Source organism: Shewanella khirikhana (assembly GCF_003957745.1).
GTDB classification, from domain to species: Bacteria; Pseudomonadota; Gammaproteobacteria; order Enterobacterales; family Shewanellaceae; genus Shewanella; species Shewanella khirikhana.
On the sequence record NZ_CP020373.1, the window covers coordinates 2,837,501 to 2,858,015 of the forward strand.

The window sequence follows — 20,515 nt, forward strand, 5'->3', positions numbered from 1 at the left end:
ATATTTTGCATACACTGAGTATCATTGATTAACATCCTTACCAAGATATCACACTTTCGCCCGCCTCTGGCGAGCGCTTTTGGAGACAGGTTATATGGGAACCAGATACCAGGTGTTATTGGTGTCACTGCTGCTGGCAAGTGGCATGGCTGGCGCTTCTACTATATATAAGTGGGTCGATAAGAATGGCGTGACCCACTACAGCGAGCAGCCCCCAGCAGAAGATGCCCAGGCGCAAACCCTGGATGCCAAAAAAATTGAACCCAAGCGGATTGGCTTTGACTCCCCGAAGGTGGCCACCAAGCAGGATGCCGAGGCAAGTGAAGAGCAAAAGAATGCAGACCTTATACGTCAGCAAAACGCCCAGCAGGCCGATGCTATCTGTGAGCAAGCTAAACAGAATCTTGAAGTGCTCTCCAATTTCAACCGGGTAACCAAAACCGATCCGACCACCAACGAGCCTGTGGTGATGTCTGACGATGACCGTGAAGCCGCCCTCGCCGACTCAAAGAAACGGGTTGAACTGTTCTGTAAGGACAAGTAACCCAAGGACCATCCAGCATCTGATGATGAAAAAAGAAAGGGAGCCGATTGGCTCCCTTTTTACTGCATCAACTAATAACTCGCCGAATGCCTGAGGCTTCGGGCCCGTCTTTGTTACTGAGCAAATACCAACTCTGCATCTTGGCAGTCGACCCGGATCGGCTTGCCGGGGATAAACTCACCCCGCAGCAGTTTCTGCGCCAGCGGATTTTCCACCTCTTGTTGCAGCGCCCGTTTCAGCGGCCGCGCACCATAAACAGGATCAAAGCCGGCTCTGGCGATAAAAGCCAGCGCCTCATCACTGAGTTCAAGCTCAAACTCACGCTCGGCCAGACGCTTACGCAGTGACTCGATTTGGATGGAAGCAATGTTCTTAATGTGCTCAGCATCCAGTGGGTGGAACACCACGGTCTCGTCAATCCGGTTTAAAAACTCCGGCCGGAAACTGTGCACCACTACATTCATGACCTCTTGCTTCATCTGGGCATAATCCAGGGTACCGAAACGTTCCTGAATAATGTCAGAGCCAAGGTTCGAGGTCATGATCACTACTGTGTTACGAAAATCCACAGTGCGACCCTGGCCATCGGTCAGGCGACCATCATCCAGCACCTGCAGCAGGATGTTGAACACGTCGGGATGCGCTTTTTCCACCTCGTCGAGCAAAATCACCGAATAAGGCTTGCGGCGCACGGCTTCGGTAAGGTAACCGCCCTCTTCGTAACCCACATAGCCAGGAGGCGCCCCCACCAAACGGGAAACCGAGTGCTTCTCCATAAACTCCGACATATCGATGCGTACCAACGCCGATTCGGTGTCGAACAGGAATTTTGCCAGCGATTTACACAGCTCAGTTTTACCCACCCCGGTAGGGCCGAGGAACAGGAATGAGCCGATGGGGCGGTTAGGATCGGCAAGTCCCGCTCGACTTCTGCGAATGGCATTGGCCACCGCATCCACCGCCTCGTTCTGACCTATCACCCGCTCATGCAGCGCATGCTCCATTTGCAGCAGCTTTTCACGTTCACCTTCAAGCATCTTGGCCACAGGAATACCGGTTGCCTTGGACAACACCTCGGCAATTTCCACATCGGTAACCTTGTTGCGCAGCAGTTTCATGTCCTGCATTTCCGCCTGGGCGGCCAAATCGAGCTGCTTTTCAAGCTCGGGTATGCGGCCATATTGCAGCTCAGACATGCGGGTCAAATCCCCAGCCCGGCGGGCCACTTCCAGATCCATCCGCGCCTGCTCTAAATCGGCCTTAATATGCTGAGTGCCAGCCAAAGCCGCTTTTTCGGTGCGCCAAATTTCATTGAGCTCATTGGCCTTGGCTTCCACGTCTTTCAGCTCATGGCGCAAATGCTCCAGACGTTTTCGACTCGCCTCATCGTTTTCTTTCGCCAGCGCCTGCTCTTCCAGCTTAAGCTGAATAGCGCGGCGCTCGAGACGGTCAAGCGATTCCGGCTTGGAGTCAATCTGCATCCGGATGCTGGATGCGGCTTCATCAATCAGGTCGATGGCTTTATCGGGCAGTTTACGGTCGGATACATAGCGGTGCGACATACTTGCCGCCGCCACAATGGCCGGATCGGTAATTTCCACATGGTGGTGCAGCTCGTAACGTTCTTTAAGACCACGCAAAATGGCAATGGTGTCTTCTACAGTGGGCTCGTCCACCAGCACTTTTTGGAAACGGCGCTCAAGGGCGGCATCTTTTTCCACATATTGACGATATTCATCCAGAGTCGTGGCGCCAACACAGTGCAGCTCGCCGCGGGCCAGCGCAGGCTTAAGCATATTACCGGCATCCATGGCGCCATCGCTCTTACCGGCGCCCACCATAGTGTGCAGCTCATCGATAAAGAGAATGACCTGGCCTTCTTCCTGGGCAAGCTCATTGAGCACGGCTTTCAAGCGCTCTTCAAACTCACCGCGATACTTGGCACCGGCTACCAGCGCGCCCATATCCAGCGACAACACCCGCTTATTCTTGATGCCTTCAGGCACTTCGCCATTAACGATACGCTGGGCAAGCCCTTCGACGATGGCGGTTTTACCCACGCCGGGCTCACCGATGAGCACAGGGTTATTTTTACTGCGGCGCTGCAACACCTGAATGGTGCGGCGAATTTCATCGTCACGGCCAATTACGGGATCAAGCTTGCCCTGCTCGGCGCGCTCGGTCAGGTCGACCGTGTACTTTTTCAGTGCCTGACGATTGTCCTCGGCGTTGGGGTCGTCCACCTTCTGGCCTGCACGGATATCCTCAATGGTTTGCTCCAGCCGCTCTTTGGTGGCGCCAGCCTGCTTAAGGATTTGCGCCAGGGTGTCGTTACCTTCCAGCGCCGCCAGCACAAACAGCTCGCTGGAGATGTATTTGTCTTTGCGTTTTTGCGACAGCTTGTCACACAGGTTAAGCAAACGAATGAGCGCCTGCGACAACTGCACATCGCCGCCGGTACCTTCCACCTGAGGTTGTCGCTCAAGCTCCTGAGACAGCAGCGAGCGCAGGTTACTCACCCGAATGCCGGCCTGAGTTAATAAAGGATGAATAGAGCCGCCATCCTGATTCAGCAATGCCATCATCAGGTGCACGGGTTCGATAAATTGATGATCTCTGCCAAGCGCCAGAGACTGCGCATCGGATATAGCTATCTGGAATTTATTGGTCATACGATCGAGTCGCATACAGCCTCCTGAAACACGAACTGCAGGAATTCCTGGGTTAGCTAAAAGATGGGGCTGATTAGGGATTTTTCAAGTGGGTAAAATTCACCCACTGCAAAAAAGTGAATCAATCTCGCCAGATAAGCGCAGCCATGCGGCCAGTTACCCGGTCGCGGCGATAAGAAAAATAGTCCGCAGGGTTGGAATAGGTACAAATATTCTCGCCAAAACAGTGTTTAATACCTGCACGGCCAAGACGCTGGCGGGCTAGGGCAAAAATATCGGCCAGGAACTTTCCGCCACCAATGTCTTCAAAACAGCTTTCGGCGTCGGCATCTTGCGCTATGAACGCCGCGCGAACCTCAGCGCCCACTTCAAAGGCTTTTGGTCCTATTGCAGGACCAAGATAGGCGTATATCTCTGTTGTGGGTGATTCAAACTTTGCCAGCGTGGCTTCAAGCACACCGTCACACAGGCCTCGCCAGCCTGCGTGCGCCGCTGCTACTTCGCGGCCATCTTTGGAGGCAAACAGCACCGGCAGACAGTCGGCAGTCATCACCACACAGACGGCGCCGGACTCCCGGCTATAACTGGCATCGGCATCAATAACATCAGCTTGAACATCGACTTGAGTGTCTGCGTAAGTAGAGTCAGTTGCTGATGACAAGGCAGTCAGCACATCGCAACTGTTTTCATGCACCTCATGCACCTCTATGCCATGCACCTGATTGAGCCACACAGGTTGAGATTTCAACCCAAGCTTATCAAACAGGATGTCACGGTTTTGAAGCACGCAGCCGGCATCATCCCCCACATGCAGCCCCAGATTGAGGCTGCTGTATGGAGCCTGGCTTACACCACCATTACGGGAGGTAAACGCCAAGTGTACCCCCTGAGGGATGGGCCAGTCGCCGATGGGCATGTTACAGGTGATCCTGTGGGTTGGCTTCGGTGTCTTTGCGAAGCGCCTTGGTCAGCTGCACCATATCCTCAGGAATAGGCGCATTAAAGGTCATAATTTCCATGGTGACCGGGTGCGCAAGCTCCAGCCTTACCGCGTGCAGCGCCTGGCGGGTGAAGGCTTTCAGGATTTCAAAAAACTCCGGGCTGGCATTTTTTGGTGGTTTTGGACGGCCACCATATACAGGGTCGCCCACCAGTACATGACCAATATGGGCCATGTGGACACGAATTTGGTGGGTACGGCCTGTTTCCAGACGCAGGCGCAAGCGGGTGTGGGCACGGAATTTTTCAGCCACCCGGTAATGAGTCACCGAAGGACGACCACTGTGATGCACCGCCATATGGGTACGCTTGGTCGGGTGACGGCCGATAGGCGCATCGACTGTGCCGCCAGCGGTCATGGTGCCAAGCACTATGGCTTCGTACTCACGGGTGATTTCACGGGCTTGCAATGCGGCCACCAAATGTGTCTGGGCCTCCACGGTTTTGGCCACCACCATCAAACCTGTGGTGTCTTTATCCAGACGATGGATGATACCGGCTCTGGGCACATGCTCGATTTCGGGGCAATGGTGCAAGAGTGCATTCATCAGGGTGCCATCGGCATTGCCAGCCCCCGGATGAACCACCAGGCCCGCCTGCTTATTAATCACCAGAATGTCATCATCTTCATAGACGATATCCAAATCGATGGCCTGAGCCTCAGCCACAACCTCTTCTTCGAGGAAGGCTTCGATTTCGATCACCTGGGATTCCAGCACCTTTTCACGGGGCTTGGTCACGGCAACGCCATCTATATAGACGTTGCCCGCCAGGATCCACTCCTTGATGCGGGTGCGTGAATAGTCGGGAAATAATTCCGCGACGGCCTGATCGAGTCTCAGCCCCGTTTGTGTTGCTGAAATCTCGCTTTTTAGATTAATCTCTTGGGTCATGGGAACCGTACCCCTGCATTGGGGTCCAAATTGGTGTGCTATCTGTTACAATCGGATGTTCTCCATTTTATCGTGAAATGGAAGAATTCTTAACTACAACTTCAAAAGAATTGAATTCGCGTATGTCAAAATTTGCCAAAGGCTCGGCCGTTGCCTTGTTAGCCCTGGTTCTGAGCGCTTGTAGCAGCTCGGGTAGTCAGGAAGATGTTGTACTGAGCCAGAAGTCGCCTGACGCGCTTTATGCCCAGGCCCGAACCTCCATGGAGCTGGGTAATTTCTCCAAAGCAGTCAAGAGCCTGGAGGCCCTGGACTCCCGTTTTCCCTTTGGCCCGCACAAGACTCAGGTGCAACTGGATCTGATCTACGCCTACTATAAGTTGGACGATACGCCACAGGCGATTGCCAACATTGACCGCTTTCTGCGTTTGAACCCCACCCACCCCGATGTTGACTATGTGCAATATATGCGGGGTCTGGTAAACATGCAGGCCGACAGCTATCTGTTCCACGAGATGATGAACATCGACCGTACAGACAGGGATCCCAAGAACGCCATGGATGCCTTCAAGGATTTCGACCGGCTGCTGAAGACCTTCCCCAACAGCAAGTATGCCGCCGATGCCCGTCAGCGGATGCAATATTTGAAGAATCGTCTGGCACGCTACTCAATTCAGGTAGCCGAGTACTATGTAAAGATGAACGCCTGGAGTGCCGCCGCTGTGCGTGCTCAATCTGTGATGGAGTCCTTCCCGGGTACCCCTTCTACTGAACGGGCGCTGGAAATCATGGCCGAAGCTTATGATGAGCTGGGCCAGGAACAGCTTAAGTCCCACGTACTGATGGTGATGCGGGAGAATTATCCCAACAATGAAATGCTGCAAGACTGAGCATTCCTCCCTTTTATAACGCCCGGCAAATCGCCGGGCGTTGTTTTTTTACCCACCCAAGCCTGAAAATCTACGCTTTGATTTTCCTTTTCGCCTTCTACATGGGCGCTACAGCCAAATTGCCGTCCGGCAAAACCCCTTCTTAAAAACGATGAACCTGACCGGGTTGCACAAGAAAAATACACAAAAACACCGCTTTCAGGCGTTTTTGGGCAAAACTTATCCAAACACACATATTTTTGAAATATTCCTAAGAAAAGAGTTGACTCAAAACCCCAAAAGCTATTTAATGCACCCCGTCGCCCGAATAGCTCAGTTGGTAGAGCAGCGGATTGAAAATCCGCGTGTCCCTGGTTCGATTCCGGGTTCGGGCACCACCTTCAACTTAAGGTGCTCAGGCGACTGAGAAAAATTGCAAAGCAGTACAGTGCAGGTGTGGTGGAATTGGTAGACACGCCAGCTTCAGGTGCTGGTGCCCTCACGGGCGTGGAAGTTCAAGTCTTCTCACCTGTACCACTTTGCGATTATAGTTAGCTGTACAAAGACTCATTGTGCAGGTGTGGTGGAATTGGTAGACACGCCAGCTTCAGGTGCTGGTGCCCTTACGGGCGTGGAAGTTCAAGTCTTCTCACCTGTACCAATTAACACAAAGAGTCTTTAACAATACAGTGCAGGTGTGGTGGAATTGGTAGACACGCCAGCTTCAGGTGCTGGTGCTCTTACGAGCGTGGAAGTTCAAGTCTTCTCACCTGTACCAACAAATTAACCTCGCTCAGGCGAGGTTTTTTTGTGCCTGAAATTCCCCTTCTTCCCCTAAATACCCCTCCTTTTGCTATACCTATAGTTATGGCTCAACCAAAGGCATGACTGAGTCGTCATCAAGGAAGCGTCATTTCCCTGTTTGGGGGTGTGTGATGAACCAGTTGCAGATCAAGCACAAAATGCTGCTTGGCTTCTTTCTTCCCGTGTCCTTACTGATCATACTGTGCGGCGCGTCGCTGACCATCATGTCGAAAATCGAAGATGGCGTGCTCAGCATCTATAACGATCGTGTGGTACCGCTGGAAGATCTCAAACTGATTGGCGATGACTATGCAGTATTTGTTATTGATGCCATCAACAAGGCCAATGCCGGCGGATTCAGCGCGGAAGAAGCAAGAAGCGGCCTGGTGGATGCCAGCCAGAGCATCGACAAGCGCTGGCGCAAATACATGGCCACCGAACTGACCGACGAGGAGCGCGTGCTCGCCAGTGAAGCCGAGGGGCTGTTTGGCCCGGCCAACGAGCAAATCGGCAAGTTGCAAAACAAGCTGAACGGCCTTTCCGGCAATATCAGCGGCCAACTCTCAAACGACATCATGCCGCTTTACAATGTGATAGACCCCATCAGTGGCAAAATCGCCGAACTGGTTACTTTGCAAATCAAGATAGCCGGTGAAGAGCGTGCCAAGGTAGAGTCGCTCCACTCAAGCTCTGTTGTCTGGTTTTCCGTTCTGGCAGTATTCGCGGTGGTGGTTACCTCACTATTCGGCTATTGGGTCAATCGTGGGGTAATGCTGCCGGTAACCGAAATACGCAGAAAGCTCAGGCTTATTCGCGAGCAATCCGACATGACAGTCAGCTTTGACGTATTCCATGAAGACGAGCTTGGACATATCAGCAAAGATCTGAACGGCGTGGTGGAGCATCTGCAGGGCATTTTAAAGAGTATTGCCGATGCCGCTGGCACCCTGGGTGATGCCGCTGATGAGTTGAATGAATTTACCCAGCAAGCCAACGAGCGCATGTATCAGCAGCAGTCGGAAACCGAGCAGACTGCCACGGCCATGAATCAAATGACAGCAACCGTGGCCGAAGTTGCCCAAAGCAGTAACTCAGCCGCTCAATCGGCCAAAAGCGCCGACGACAGCGCAACCAAGGGCGACAATATTGTCCAGCAGTCCATTTCCAGCATGTCGGCACTGGCCAATCAAATCCAAAGCACAGCCTCAGTGATTGGCCAGCTCGCAACCGAGAGCCAGAACATTGGTCGGGTGCTGGATGTGATTAAGAGTATCGCCGAGCAAACTAACCTGCTGGCGCTGAATGCCGCCATCGAAGCAGCCCGTGCCGGTGAGCAGGGACGCGGTTTTGCGGTGGTCGCGGATGAAGTGCGAACCCTGGCTCAGCGCACCAGTGAATCGACTCAGGAAATTGAGTCGATGATTGAGTCACTGCAACAAGGGGTTAAAAGTGCCGTCAGCTCCATGGAGCAAGGCATAAATCAGGTAGATGAAGCCAACCGCAGTACCAATGAAGCTGGTGTCGCCCTTAGGGAAATCGTCACCGCAGTGGACAGCATCACCCAGCTCAACACCCATATTGCGACGGCGGCGGAGGAGCAAAGCAGCGTGGCCGAGAGCATCAATCGCAGCATTATCGCCATCAGTGATATCGCCCAGACCTCAACCCAGGCGTCAAACGACATGACCAATGCAGTGGCTAAGCTTGCAAGCCTGGCAGGACAAATGCGCAAACAGGTGGGTACCTTCACCCTGTAAGCCGCCGGGATGGCTCGGCTGTACTGGATTAGCCGCGGCTTTTACGGCCGTTGCCTTTGCTGCTGTTACTGCAAAGTCCGGATACCCAGCGTGAGCGGATGGCGCCGCGTTGAGTAACCTAAGACTAAGACTGAGACTAAGATACGCCCTGAAAAGACCGCCACGGCGGTCTTTTTATTGGCACCAGCAAGAAACCACTCCCATCCAGTGTTTGTTTGCCACTTACCTGTCTCGCCACTTATTTGTCTCGCCGCTTATTTGTCTCACCACGTATTCGCCTCGTCGCTTACTTGTCTGCCGCTTATTTGCCTCGTCAATTGGTCACCTCGAAGCCTATTTGCCGCGTTTTGGGATGAGCATTCAGCTCTCTGCCTGAGCCCGTGTTCCAAAGTCTGGCTGCGAGCTTATCACCTCCCCTCTGCCGCTGACCCCTCAAGCCATTATCCAAGGTTCAGGACACCAACGACTTCAGGCATCCTGAACACTATTCCAGGTGTTTTAAATGCGATGATGTTCGCCGCAGCTGATATCAACTGTGGTCAACAATGCAAGTAACCTAAGGGGAGATAAAGGGATGCTAAAACCATGAAGGAAAGCGAGCAAAAGCAAGCTATCGCACCTAGACACTCGAAACGTCAGGCATTCAAAACAGCAAGCACTCAAAACGGCAGGCATTCAAAACAGCAGGCACTGCATCAACCGACGGTTTTTACCAACTTGGCCGCCTGCATAAAGCGCAGGCAAACACGATTTCTGCCTTCCGACTTGGCAAGATACAGCTGCTTATCGGCCATCACCAACATATCCTGCCAAGAGGTGTCATCAAACTGTCGGTCGTAGCGCTCAAACAAAATGCCACCGATACTGATGGTGACGCAGCCAAATTGTCCTGCCGGATGAGGAATCGCCATGGAGCGGATCCGCACCAACATCCGCTCGGCCAGACGCTCGATTTGGGTAACATTATCACCATGGATAACCACACAGAACTCTTCGCCGCCGAAGCGGGTAACCAACTCACCACGGCGGCGACATTCAATCAGCAGCGCCTGAGCAATCGCGAGCAGTGCCTTATCGCCGGCACTGTGGCCCTGGGTGTCGTTGAACTTTTTAAATTCATCCACATCCACCATCAAAAAGCCCAACGCCCCTTTGCCTTCGCGCCACTCCTTGTGGGCCCGCTCGGCGAATGCCTCTAGCCCCCGCCGATTGGCAATACCTGTGAGTGGATCTTTCAATGACAGTGATTCAAGGTAGTTCTGGTGCCGCTCGAGCATTTCGGCAAGTTGATTAAAGGATAAGGTCAGACGGTCGAGCTCATCCAAAAAGAAGCGCTGATTTATCTTTATCATCCGCCCTCGCGAGGTCATCTTCATCAGCACCCGATTGATGTTGCCAAGGGGCGTTAACACCAGCAGCGAAATTGGCACAGTGCCAATCAGCAAAACCACCATAAAGGTAATAAATATCAGCCCCGACTCACGGGAAATAAAGGAAGGCAATTCGCCCTTTTGATGCCTGACCGTCAGCACCAAAGCAGGAGATTGGAACACATCTTCCAAAAGCCACTGATGGGTTTGCAGCACATCCTGAATAGTGATTTGTCCATGCAGGGTGGGCAGGCTGCCGTGAAGCCTTGGGTTCGCCAGCGCCATGCTGGATTCTACCAGCGTAAGCTGCTTAAGCTTCTCGGTCAGTGCCACATCCACTATGCGCACCACCATAAAGCTGCCGACAATCTTGCCCACCCCCTTACTTGGCAACACTGTGCTGTTACTGAAAAACATCACCTTGGCGCCGTGCCTCAGGATCCCTGAACGACTGCTTGGTCTGTCGTTGGCAAGCTCATCCTCCCCCGGCAGCACCCGGCCAAACCAAATGGGTTGATTCTTAATGTCCTCCGGCAGCAGTCCGGGCTGAGACTGATAGGCCCAGATCAGTTTGCCTTTGGTATCAAACAGGAAGGCGCCGTCCATTTCGGCGGCTACAAAGGCCTCGTCATACAGATTGGATTCGACAAACTCATCGGTAGGACTCAGGACAAATTCGACCATGTCGTCCCACACGGCATAATCAAAACTGAAGGTGGTCAGTGGCTGACGAAAGAAATCCATCCCGGCCTGCAGGGCACGAACCTCCATCACTTGCTGATCTTTAAGCTCATGCAACAGACTTGGCCGCAGAAACAGGCCATAGAGCAGAAAAGAAGTAACAAACGCTATCAGGGTGAGTCCACCGCCAAGCAGCAAGGTAAAGTGATTTAGCCTCATAGTCCCAGCCCCAGCCATTCATACTTTAAGCTTAGCCAGCGACACAGAATTTGCTGAAAAAATAAAAGCCGCTCAATGGCGGCTTTTATTTGACTTTTCAAGATCTAGGCGATGTTGAATCGCTACACAATCCGGAACTGACTCACGGCGTTTTTGAGGTACTCCGCCCGCTCACGCACATCGTCCGATGCCTTGGCATTGGCCAGCGCAGCATGGGAAGACTCATCGGCAATATCACGGATGATCACCACGTTCTTGTTCACCTCGGCGGCCACCGAGCTTTGCTCTTCAATGGCAGCGGCAATCTGGGTGCTCATGTCCATAATGTTGGTCACATCGGCGTTGATCTGCGCCAGCAAGGTACCGGCACTGGCCGCCTGCTCGGCACTTTCACCGCCCTGACGCTGACTGGCTTCCATCAGTTGCACAATGGAGCGGGTGCGGCTTTGCAGGGTTTGAATAATGCCGGCAATCTCTTCGGTGGACTCCTGGGTACGCATGGCCAGAGAGCGAACCTCGTCGGCCACCACCGCAAAACCCCGCCCCTGCTCACCGGCGCGAGCCGCTTCGATAGCGGCGTTCAGCGCCAGCAGGTTGGTTTGCTCGGCAATACCACGAATAACATCCAACACACTGCCGATGGTGCCGCTGTCGCGCTCAAGTTCAGAAACCACAGTGGCAGAGCTGTTGAGCTGCTGTGCCAGCGACTGGATTTTTTCGATGGTCTGCTCCACGCCCAACTGACCATTCTGGGCATTGGTGTGGGTTTGATTGGCGCGCTCGGCGGCAAGTTCGGTGTTCTTGGCAATCTCATCGATAGTGGCGCCCATTTCAGTAATGGCGGTGGCGACCATATCGGTTTCGTTAAGTTGGCGCATCACGCCATCAGAGGTGCGGGTGGCGTTTTCAGACAGCTCGCTGCACGACTCGTGCATCACGGCGACGGCTTCATTCACTTGTTGGATCAGTGCCTGGAAACTCTCCACCATCTGATTAAAGTGCAGCCCGACTTCAGCAATTTCATCCTCACTGGTGGTATCGCATCTGAGGGTCAAATCCTTTTCACGGCCAACCTGGGAAATCACCTGATTAATATTGTTGATGGGGCGAATAATGGCGCGGATGATCATCAGGGTGACAATGGCCACCAGCGCGGCAATCACTGCAAACAGGGTGGTGGCCATAAAGACACTGTCTGACTCTTCGTCGTGGATCTCGGCCAGCGCCAGCTCACGCAGCTCAAGTGTCATCAGATCGATTTCATCCACCACTTTGCGCAGTTCACCGAGCTTGCCTTCTTCTTTGGCCAGGCCAAACTCCTTCTCTTTATTGACCAGCGCTTCAAAGTTGTTTTTATAGTCCGTCATCAACTGGCGGATTTGCCCTTTGACAGACTCATCCAGGTCGGCGCCATCCAGAACCGTATTGAAGTTAGCCAGCGTCTTATGGAATTTGTCCATGTAGCTGGCATCACGGCGGAGCATAAAGTCCTTTTCATTACGACGCAGTTGCAGCATTTGCACCGCAATCTCGGCCTCATCGTATTGCTTAAGCAGGGTCTCAACGTTATGCACAGCTTCGCGCAGTGCCCCATAAAGGCCTGCTTTGGGGTTTAAACCAATTTGCTGTTCAAGCACCACAACATCGGCAAACAAAGCCAGATACTGATTCACCAGCACTTCAAAGCGGTTAAGCGCCGTAGGAGGGATATCATATTCGGCAAACACTTGCTGGATGTAGACAAGCTTGGTTTGCAAGGCATCAGCGTGTTTTTTATGGTCTGCGACGTACTCCATTTCTTTGCGGTCGAGAAAGTCTTTTTCATCCTTTCTCAGCTCGAGCATATCCCGTTCAAGCTCCACCACGGTTTGGGCGGCAAGGGCTAATTCCACCTGAGTTTTCCCCGAGTAGAGCTGAAGGCCAAACATGGCGACCAGTGCACCGATAGACAGGGCTGCACTGAGCATTAATTTTTGACGAATGAGCATGTTACTCTCCCCGGTTGCCCGCTCTTATTAACTGTAGACCCTAAGTTCGAAATTGGTATACGGACGCATCCCTGTCACGAAAATGTCACCAATATTTTCTGTTGCAATTTTGCAAATGAAAAGCAATTTTTACCACTAAATTATTCAATTGCTGTAGATTTTACAGCCACACACTAACCAAGCCAGCATTCACACCGGCGCGGAAAAATAGCACATTTACAACGCCAAGCAAGATTGCATACAATATTCTTAAATTCTTCTCTGCACGTTTTGCTTTACGTGCCCACACAGGTGCTGCCCATGAATGTTATCGACGCCCACCAGGTGCATCAGTCACTGACTTTTGATGCCCTGATTGCTGCCCTGCGGCAACAATTCGCCCGCCCCTCTTCCATTCCACAGCGACAGGTGTACCCGCTGGCCGCCGACAGCCACGACGCCTTTGCGGTTCTGCCAGCCTGGGACAATGACAGTATAGGCGTGAAAGCCTTTACTTACCTTCCTGATAATCCTGCTAAAAATCCTGGGTTTCAGAGCCTTTACTCACAAATTCTGTTGTTCGATCGTCAAACCGGTGCCCCGCAGGCATTGGTGGATGGCACCAGTGTTACCTACTGGCGCACCGCGGCGGTTTCAGCGCTGGCGGCCGATTACCTGGCAAGAAAGGACAGCTCCCGGCTGCTGGTGATTGGCACGGGGAATCTGGCGCCTTTCATGGCCCTGGCGCATGCCAGTGTCAGACCCATCCGTGAGATCAGAATATGGGGGCGAAGCGCTGCCAAATGCGAGCAGCTGTGCCGGCAAATTCAGGCGGCAAGACCAGATATGACAGTGACCATCAGCCAGGCGCTCGAACAGGATGTGCCCTGGGCCGATATCATCAGCTGCGCCACCGGCAGCCCGGAGCCACTTTTCAGCGGCGCCTGGGTCACGCCAGGTACCCATACCGACTTTGTCGGCAATCACCATAAAAACTGTAGGGAGTGTGATACAGAACTGGTGATAAATGCTCAGGTTTTCGTCGATTCACGCCTGAATGTATTTAACGAAGCCGGAGAACTGCTGCTGCCGGTAGCCGAAGGCCGTTTTGCCCTGTCTTCGGTCAGGGCCGAACTTTCACAGCTTTGCAGCGGCGAAGTTGGCGGCAGACAATCGGATGACGACATCACCCTGTTTAAAAGTGTAGGCTCTGCCCTTGCCGATTTGGCCGGAGCAAGGCTTGTATATCAGCGTCTTAACCAAACCAATCGCGACCCGATATAAGCGTTTTCACATCCGTTTGACTGCATTTAACCGCCGGGATGTAAAAAAATTGGCATCCCGACTAAACCTTTCTATCTTGGGCATCTGTCTTAAATAGCAAACAAAGACCGATGGAACCCAAGGTGCTCCCCATCTTCAAGCAGGCCAGTACACAGCAAGCAGACGTCAGCGACAGCCATTTGGCTCAGCTGGCCGCTGACGGCGATAAGCTCGCCTTTGAACAGCTGTATCAACGGCATCATAAACGGATTTATGCCCTGGCGCTGCGCCTTGGCGGCGAGCCCAGCCTTGCCGATGAAATTCTGCAGGAAAGTTTTGTGCGCCTGTGGCACAAGCTGCCGCAGTTTCGCGGTGAGAGCCAGTTTGGCACCTGGTTTTATTCACTGGCACTCAATCAGGCGCTGAATACTCTCAAGCAACACCGCAGCTTTTGGGCACGTTTCATCCCCGACTGGCAGTTACAGGACGCGCCGCAGTCATCGTCACAGGACGATAGCCTCCTGCTCGACCGTTTAATTCTGCGACTGCCGGAGCGTGCGCGGCTGGTGTTCGTACTCTTTGCCGTTGAAGGCTTCTCCCACGAGGAAGTAGCCAAAGTGCTTGGTATCTCGGCCGGCACCAGCAAAGCCCACTACCACAGGGCGCGGGAACTGATGAAGGAGATGCTGTCATGACCAATACAGCCGACAAACGCCTCGACCAACTGATAGCCAATGCCCCCAAAGAGTTGACGCCGCCCGCGGCCAACTGGGATGCAATTGCCGCAAGACTCGACCGCCCGCAGCCAACCCGGGCCGAAGAAGACCGGAAACAAGCACGGCCCACAAGGCTGCCCTGGTATGTGCCCACCGCGGTGGCTGCAGCGCTGCTGCTGGCCCTGATACCGCTGATGCCGCTGACGCCGCTGACGCCCAATGGCAATGCACCCGAAGTGGATACCAGCCTGTTGCCGCTGATTGAAAGCATCGAGCTTGCTCACCGCCAGGAAGTGGCTTCCCTTGCCGAGTCATCCAACCACGGCTGGCAACGGGTGGGTTTTCAGGAACCGGTGGACGCCGGCCTTAAAGAGCTTCGGGAAGCCGCGCGGCTTATCCTTGTCTCGCTCAAATCCAATCCGAATGACAAACAACTTTGGCAGCTCTGGCTCTGGGTCCAGCGCCGCGAAATTGAACTTCTTACCCAGGGACAAAGGTTGCCTGCCGGCGCCACACAAGGAGACACCCTATGAAGACACTGCATTCACTGTCGCTGCTGTGCCTGCTCGCAAGCCCATTATTTGCCGCCGAAAAAGTGGACCAAAGCCTGGACGTTGGTGCCCAGTCGGTGCTGGAAATCCGGGTTCAACGCGGCAACGTTGAATTAAGCCCCTGGGATCAGAACAAAATTCAGGTGCAGGGCACTCTGGATGAACTCAGTAAAGGTCTGATTTTCGAAAGCCAGGACGGCCGTATTCTGCTGGAAGACAAGATGCCCAAAAGCTATCAGGGTAAAAGCAATCAGGGCTCAAATCTGGTCATTAAGGTGCCGAGCGCATTGACCTTGAAAGCCGAAGGCGTGTCGGCCGACTATCAGGTCAATGGCCTCAATGGCGAGCTGGACCTGGGTACTGTCTCCGGCGACATCAAGGCAGGGGCACTTGGCGGCAGAGTCAACTTCAACACGGTTTCCGGTGAAATTGACGCCACAGGACTGAGCGGCAAAGTGAGCATGGAAACCGTCTCCGGCGCCATCAAGGACAAGGACTCCAGCAGCCCGGATGCCAGCTACAAGTCGGTGAGCGGTGATATCAAGCTCGATACCGAGGCTCAGGTGGTGCATATCGAACAGGTATCGGGCGATACCGAAGCCAGGCTCGCCAATGCCCGCGCGCTGCAGTACAACGCCGTCAGTGGCGATGCCGAGCTCGCACTCAAAGGTGATGTGAAGGTATCTGGGGAGTCCGTCAGTGGCGATATCATGATTAAGCTGCTCAGTAATGCCGACGCCCGCGTCGCCATCAATGGTGGCCCGGGAGGCAAAATTAGCAACGGCCTTTCCAGTGAGTCGCCCAAAAAGCCCAAGTATGGCCCTGGCAGCAGCCTGAATATGCAGCTTGGCAATGGTAAGGGAGTTATTGAACTCTCGACCCTGAGCGGCACCCTGTCACTGGAGTGAGCCATACACTCGGTGAAAAACAACAAAGGCCTCTATTGAAGGCCTTTTTTATACTCTGCATCAAGTGGTGCACTTGCACAGCGGCGCCGCTAACCGCTTGCTGGAGGCGAGTTCGCCGCGCTATTTCACAAGCGATTCAACAAGAGATTTCACAAGCTATTTCACACGCTATTTAACGGAGGCTATTTCGGCCTCGGTCAGGTAACGCCACTCTCCGGGCTCAAGCGCCGGGTCAAGCTCAATGGCCCCCACCGCCTCGCGGTGCAGGCCAACCACTTTATTTCCCACCGCAGCAAACATCCGCTTCACCTGATGATATTTCCCCTCGGTAATGCTGAGCAGGGCTTCGGTGTCAGCCAGGATCTCAAGCACTGCGGGCTTGGTCAGCCCCTCTTCACCATTGAGCTGCAGCCCGCCGGCAAAGGTATCAATCAGATCCGGGGTAAGCGGGTCAGCCAGTTGTACCCGATACCGCTTGGCGCAATCGCGCTTTGGGGAGGTGATCTTGTGCGACCACTGACCATCGTCAGTAATAAGCACAAGCCCTGTGGTATCGGCATCGAGACGCCCGGCAATGTGCAGCTTGTCGGCACGGGCAATATCGAGCAGCGAAATCACCGACGGATAGTATTCATCCAGGGTGGAGCAAATGGTGTCCACCGGCTTGTTCAGCATCAGATAGCGAATGCCCACCAGCTCAAGGTGTTCACCTTCAAGACAGACGCGCGCGCCCTCCGGCACTTTAAAGGCCGAATTCGTCACCACCTCACCGTTGCAGGTGACATCGCCGCCGCTAATGGCCTTTTTTGCCAGACCACGGCTAAGGTCGGTGGTTTCCGCCAGAAATTTATCCAGTCTCACAATCATATATCCCACAGTGAATTTGCGCCGCCATTATGCCGCGGCGACACTAAAAGGCAATGTCGACAGTTTTGCTTACAACCCCTAACAAACTATTGTTGCCCCGCCCTTGTTTACATTCCTGCAAAAGCCTTAACATATCGGCCGGACACAAGCACAGTAACCGCCTGTTAACCGGACGAAATACTTAAAAAGGTATCGAACGGAGGCGAAACAACCAAGGAAAAGCAATGAGAAAAGTACTCATCGGGGGATTGTGTGCCTCGCTCATCATGGGTCTGGCCGCGTGCAATCAAGAAAAAGCTGCAGAAACCAAAGCGCCTGAAGTCGCCAAAACCGCAGCCGCAGAAGCCGTAGCCAAAGCCCTGGGCTCAGGTATTGATTTTGCCAATTTCGACAAGAGCGTCCGCCCACAGGATGACTTCTACGACTATGTGAACGGCACCTGGAACAAGAACACCGAGATCCCTGGCGATCGCACCAGCACCGGCGCCTTCTACGATTTGCGTGAAAAGTCACGTGACGACGTAAAAGCCATCATCGACGAAGTAGCTGCAACCCCGAACCTGAAAGAAGGCACAGACGAGCAGAAAGTTGCCGATCTGTACCGTTCCTTCATGGATGTGGAAACCCTCAACAAGCTGGGCATCACCCCTATTCAGCCAGAGCTGGATGCCATCAAGGGCATTGCCAACACTGACGATCTGGTGAAATTCTTCGCCCACAGCCAAATCGTTGGCGGCGGCACCCCAATGGCATTTTACATTGGTGTGGATGCCAAAGACTCCAGCCGCTATGCCACTCACATCTGGCAATACGGCCTGAGCCTGCCTGAGAAAGATTACTACTTCAACGAAGACGAGCGCTTCGTGAAAATTCGTGACGCCTTCAAGGCCCACATCGAAAAAATGTACGAACTGGCTGGCCTGAGCGGCGGTAAAGAAGCAGCTGAGACCGTACTTAAGCTGGAAACTGCCATCGCCAACGCCCACTGGAACGTGGTTGACGTTCGCGACAGCACCAAGACCTACAACAAGTACCTGGTTGCCGACCTGCCAAAGCTGGCGCCAGACATCAACTGGGGCGTGTATCTGGCGGCCCTGGGTGCAGATAAGCAAACCGATATCATCATCAACCAGCCAAGCTTTGTTGAAGGCCTGAACGCCCTGGTGAAGAGTGAGTCGCTCGACAGCTGGAAGACTTACCTGCAGTGGCAAACTCTGACCCACGCAGCCGGTTACCTCACCGAAGCGCTGGACAAAGAAAACTTTGAGTTTTTCTCCAAGACCCTGAACGGCCAGGCCGAACAGCAACCACGCTGGAAGCGCGGTGTAGCCTCGGTAAACGGCATGCTCGGCGAAGTAGTGGGTAAAGTGTACGTGAAGCGTCACTTCACACCAGAAGCCAAAGCCCGTATGCAGGAACTGGTTGAAAACCTGCGCGGTGCCTACGGTAAGAGCATTGAAGAGCTGTCCTGGATGAGCGCCGACACCAAGGTGGCCGCCAAAGACAAGCTGGCCAAGTTCAATCCAAAAATTGGCTACCCCAACAAGTGGGAAGACTACAGCAAGCTGACCATCAAGGCCGATGACCTGATTGGCAACGCCAAGCGCGCGTCTACTCAGGAGCACGAAAAAGAGCTGGCCAAGCTGGGCGCCCCAATCGATCGCGACGAGTGGCACATGACCCCACAAACCGTGAACGCCTACTACAACCCAACCATGAACGAAATCGTGTTCCCTGCCGCTATTTTGCAGCCACCTTTCTTCAACATGGAAGCCGATGATGCCGTAAACTACGGTGGTATCGGTGCGGTTATCGGCCACGAAATGGGCCACGGCTTCGACGACCAGGGTGCCAAGTTCGACGGCGAAGGTAACCTGCGTGACTGGTGGACCGAGCAAGATCTGCAGGAGTTTGCTGCCCGTGGTAAGGCCCTGGTTGAGCAGTACAACGGCTATCAGGTGTTCGACGACCTGCACGTGAACGGCGAGCTGACCCTCGGCGAAAACATCGGTGACCTGTCTGGCGTGACCATCGCCTACAAGGCCTACAAGATGTCACTCAACGGCAAAGAAGCGCCGGTTATCGACGGTCTGACCGGCGACGAGCGCTTCTTCATCGGCTTTGCCCAAATCTGGCGCGCCAAGATGAAAGAAGAAGCACTGCGTAACCGCGTGGCCACCGACCCACACTCACCGGCCAAGTTCCGCGCCCTGGGTGCCCTGTCGAACATGCCTGAGTTCTACAGCACCTTCGATGTGAAAGAAGGCGACGCCATGTATCTGGCCCCTGAAAAGCGCGTGAAAATCTGGTAATCCAGACGCGCCCGCAAGGGTAAAAATCAGTAAAAACTGATACAAATCAAGGGTGCCTCAGGGCGCCCTTTTTTTTATATCAGGCCATGGTTATACTCGGCTAATTCCAAGGAGTAATCACCATGCACGAACTCATCGAACAACTACAAGAAATGAGTGAACAGGTTCCGGTACCGCTGGAACTGCCTTCATTTGATCAATTGATTGACGTGGAAGAAGAGATACTGATCCCTCTGCCATCTGAGCTGAAAGAATACCTACTGCATGCCAGTGACGTGATTGTGGGCAGCCTGGAGCCAGTCACCGCCGCCGACCGTCAAAGCCACACCTTCTTACCGGAAGTGGCTGCTTATGCCTGGTCCATCGGCCTGCCCCGCGCCATGATCCCCATCTGTCAGAACGGCGATAACTTTTACTGTATCGATCAGGAAGGTCAGGTACACTACTGGGCCTTTGGCGACTTCACCGAAGACCAGTGGGACTCCTTCTGGGAATGGGCCGAAGACGTCTGGATGAACAGTTAATTACGGAAACCATCATGGCAAAAGAGATTGGCCTCAACGGCATCGAAATGCAGTACCTGAGGCTGTCACTGGGCCTGAGCCCTGCGCAGGCGGGCACAGTCACCGGCCACAGCGAAGATGAGGTGATTGCCTGGGAAGCCGGCAGCACTGAAGCGCCCGGTCTGGCACAGAAAAAGCTGCTGGATATCGACGAAGTGATTGAGATGCAGGTGCTGAACACTTCAGACGGCATCGAAGCCATGTTCAAGAAAGAGCCCAAGCGCCGCCTGGCCTTCGTGGTTTACCCCACGCAAGCTGTGTATGCCCAGTACAACCCGGAGTTTTTAAGCTCGCTGCCACTGGCCGAGCTGTATAACACTTCCGCCTGGCGCATCAAAAAAGAATGCCAACTGATGCTGGAAGTCGAAGTGACCCTGGTGCCACTGGATGTGGAGAGCTACAAAGCCTTCCGCGAGCAAAATAGCCTGGGCGAAAGCCGCGAAAGCCGCGCCAAGTGGGCCGCAGCCCAACTGAAATAAGCCTCTGATATTATTACTGTATATAAATTGCAGTACATAAAAAACGGCATCCTCTGGATGCCGTTTTTGTTGCTGATGCGGTTA

General features: G+C 53.7%; 17 protein-coding genes and 4 tRNA genes (1 of these 21 only partly in view). 14 read left to right on the forward strand and 7 right to left on the reverse strand.

The window, feature by feature from the left end; genetic code table 11:
* On the reverse strand, window positions 1–11 hold the beginning of the coding sequence (pssA, locus tag STH12_RS12370) for a CDP-diacylglycerol--serine O-phosphatidyltransferase (RefSeq protein WP_126167810.1). Its footprint begins 853 nt before the window's first position; 11 of the gene's 864 nt are visible here — the first part of the coding sequence; its start codon is at window positions 9–11; its stop codon lies beyond the left edge, outside the window.
* An 83-nt stretch (window positions 12–94) separates the two neighbouring features.
* On the opposite strand from pssA, the gene STH12_RS12375 reads away from it, so the two are divergent.
* Window positions 95–544, forward strand: coding sequence for a DUF4124 domain-containing protein (locus STH12_RS12375; protein ID WP_126167811.1), 450 nt, complete (start codon window positions 95–97; stop codon window positions 542–544).
* Between the two features lie 113 nt (window positions 545–657).
* On the opposite strand, the gene clpB is transcribed toward STH12_RS12375, so the two are convergent.
* The 3 genes from clpB to rluD form a co-directional block, all read right to left on the reverse strand.
* Window positions 658–3,231 (reverse strand): ATP-dependent chaperone ClpB, encoded by a 2,574-nt coding sequence (gene clpB / locus STH12_RS12380; RefSeq protein ID WP_126167812.1) that lies wholly within the window; start codon window positions 3,229–3,231, stop codon window positions 658–660.
* A 106-nt stretch (window positions 3,232–3,337) separates the two neighbouring features.
* A complete protein-coding gene (pgeF, locus tag STH12_RS12385; RefSeq protein ID WP_126167813.1) occupies window positions 3,338–4,132 on the reverse strand; it encodes a peptidoglycan editing factor PgeF in 795 nt (264 codons plus the stop codon).
* Window position 4,133: 1 nt separating this feature from the next.
* Window positions 4,134–5,108, reverse strand: coding sequence for a 23S rRNA pseudouridine(1911/1915/1917) synthase RluD (gene rluD / locus STH12_RS12390; protein ID WP_126167814.1), 975 nt, complete (start codon window positions 5,106–5,108; stop codon window positions 4,134–4,136).
* Window positions 5,109–5,230: 122 nt separating this feature from the next.
* Between rluD and STH12_RS12395 the strand changes: the two genes are divergently transcribed.
* The 6 genes from STH12_RS12395 (at window position 5,231) to STH12_RS12420 (ending at window position 8,535) form a co-directional block, all read left to right on the forward strand.
* A complete protein-coding gene (locus STH12_RS12395; protein WP_126167815.1) occupies window positions 5,231–5,995 on the forward strand; it encodes an outer membrane protein assembly factor BamD in 765 nt (254 codons plus the stop codon).
* A gap of 301 nt (window positions 5,996–6,296) precedes the next feature.
* A tRNA-Phe gene (locus STH12_RS12400) sits at window positions 6,297–6,372 on the forward strand.
* A gap of 52 nt (window positions 6,373–6,424) precedes the next feature.
* Window positions 6,425–6,511, forward strand: a tRNA-Leu gene (locus tag STH12_RS12405).
* 37 nt (window positions 6,512–6,548) lie between these two features.
* A tRNA-Leu gene (locus STH12_RS12410) sits at window positions 6,549–6,635 on the forward strand.
* Window positions 6,636–6,665: 30 nt separating this feature from the next.
* Window positions 6,666–6,752, forward strand: a tRNA-Leu gene (locus STH12_RS12415).
* Window positions 6,753–6,909: 157 nt separating this feature from the next.
* Window positions 6,910–8,535, forward strand: coding sequence for a methyl-accepting chemotaxis protein (locus STH12_RS12420; RefSeq protein ID WP_126167816.1), 1,626 nt, complete (start codon window positions 6,910–6,912; stop codon window positions 8,533–8,535).
* 695 nt (window positions 8,536–9,230) lie between these two features.
* Here the strand turns inward: STH12_RS12420 and STH12_RS12425 are convergent.
* The gene (locus STH12_RS12425) at window positions 9,231–10,805 is read right to left on the reverse strand and encodes a sensor domain-containing diguanylate cyclase (protein ID WP_126167817.1); all 1,575 of its coding nucleotides are present in this window, start codon (window positions 10,803–10,805) and stop codon (window positions 9,231–9,233) included.
* Between the two features lie 122 nt (window positions 10,806–10,927).
* Entirely contained in the window at window positions 10,928–12,793 is a 1,866-nt protein-coding gene (locus STH12_RS12430; protein WP_126167818.1) for a methyl-accepting chemotaxis protein, read from the reverse strand.
* Between the two features lie 300 nt (window positions 12,794–13,093).
* On the opposite strand from STH12_RS12430, the gene lhpI reads away from it, so the two are divergent.
* From lhpI to STH12_RS12450, 4 genes are all read left to right on the forward strand, one after another.
* Window positions 13,094–14,056, forward strand: a complete 963-nt coding sequence (lhpI, locus tag STH12_RS12435) for a bifunctional Delta(1)-pyrroline-2-carboxylate/Delta(1)-piperideine-2-carboxylate reductase (protein ID WP_126167819.1) — start codon at window positions 13,094–13,096, stop codon at window positions 14,054–14,056.
* A 110-nt stretch (window positions 14,057–14,166) separates the two neighbouring features.
* Entirely contained in the window at window positions 14,167–14,730 is a 564-nt protein-coding gene (locus tag STH12_RS12440; RefSeq protein ID WP_126167820.1) for an RNA polymerase sigma factor, read from the forward strand.
* Entirely contained in the window at window positions 14,727–15,284 is a 558-nt protein-coding gene (locus STH12_RS12445; RefSeq protein WP_126167821.1) for a hypothetical protein, read from the forward strand. The genes STH12_RS12440 and STH12_RS12445 overlap by 4 nt, the downstream gene beginning before the upstream one ends.
* Window positions 15,281–16,210, forward strand: coding sequence for a DUF4097 family beta strand repeat-containing protein (locus STH12_RS12450; protein ID WP_126167822.1), 930 nt, complete (start codon window positions 15,281–15,283; stop codon window positions 16,208–16,210). The genes STH12_RS12445 and STH12_RS12450 overlap by 4 nt, the downstream gene beginning before the upstream one ends.
* Before the next feature lie 168 nt (window positions 16,211–16,378).
* Here STH12_RS12450 and rsuA read toward each other — a convergent pair whose 3' ends face one another.
* Window positions 16,379–17,077, reverse strand: coding sequence for a 16S rRNA pseudouridine(516) synthase RsuA (gene rsuA / locus STH12_RS12455; RefSeq protein ID WP_126167823.1), 699 nt, complete (start codon window positions 17,075–17,077; stop codon window positions 16,379–16,381).
* A 224-nt stretch (window positions 17,078–17,301) separates the two neighbouring features.
* Between rsuA and STH12_RS12460 the strand changes: the two genes are divergently transcribed.
* The 3 genes from STH12_RS12460 to STH12_RS12470 all read left to right on the forward strand — a co-directional run bounded on the left by STH12_RS12460 (window position 17,302) and on the right by STH12_RS12470 (window position 20,431).
* Window positions 17,302–19,389, forward strand: coding sequence for a M13 family metallopeptidase (locus STH12_RS12460; RefSeq protein WP_126167824.1), 2,088 nt, complete (start codon window positions 17,302–17,304; stop codon window positions 19,387–19,389).
* A gap of 122 nt (window positions 19,390–19,511) precedes the next feature.
* Window positions 19,512–19,913, forward strand: a complete 402-nt coding sequence (locus STH12_RS12465) for an SMI1/KNR4 family protein (protein WP_126167825.1) — start codon at window positions 19,512–19,514, stop codon at window positions 19,911–19,913.
* Between the two features lie 14 nt (window positions 19,914–19,927).
* On the forward strand, window positions 19,928–20,431 hold the full coding sequence (locus STH12_RS12470; protein ID WP_126167826.1) for a DUF4447 family protein: 504 nt from the start codon (window positions 19,928–19,930) through the stop codon (window positions 20,429–20,431).
* Window positions 20,432–20,515 lie beyond the last annotated feature (84 nt).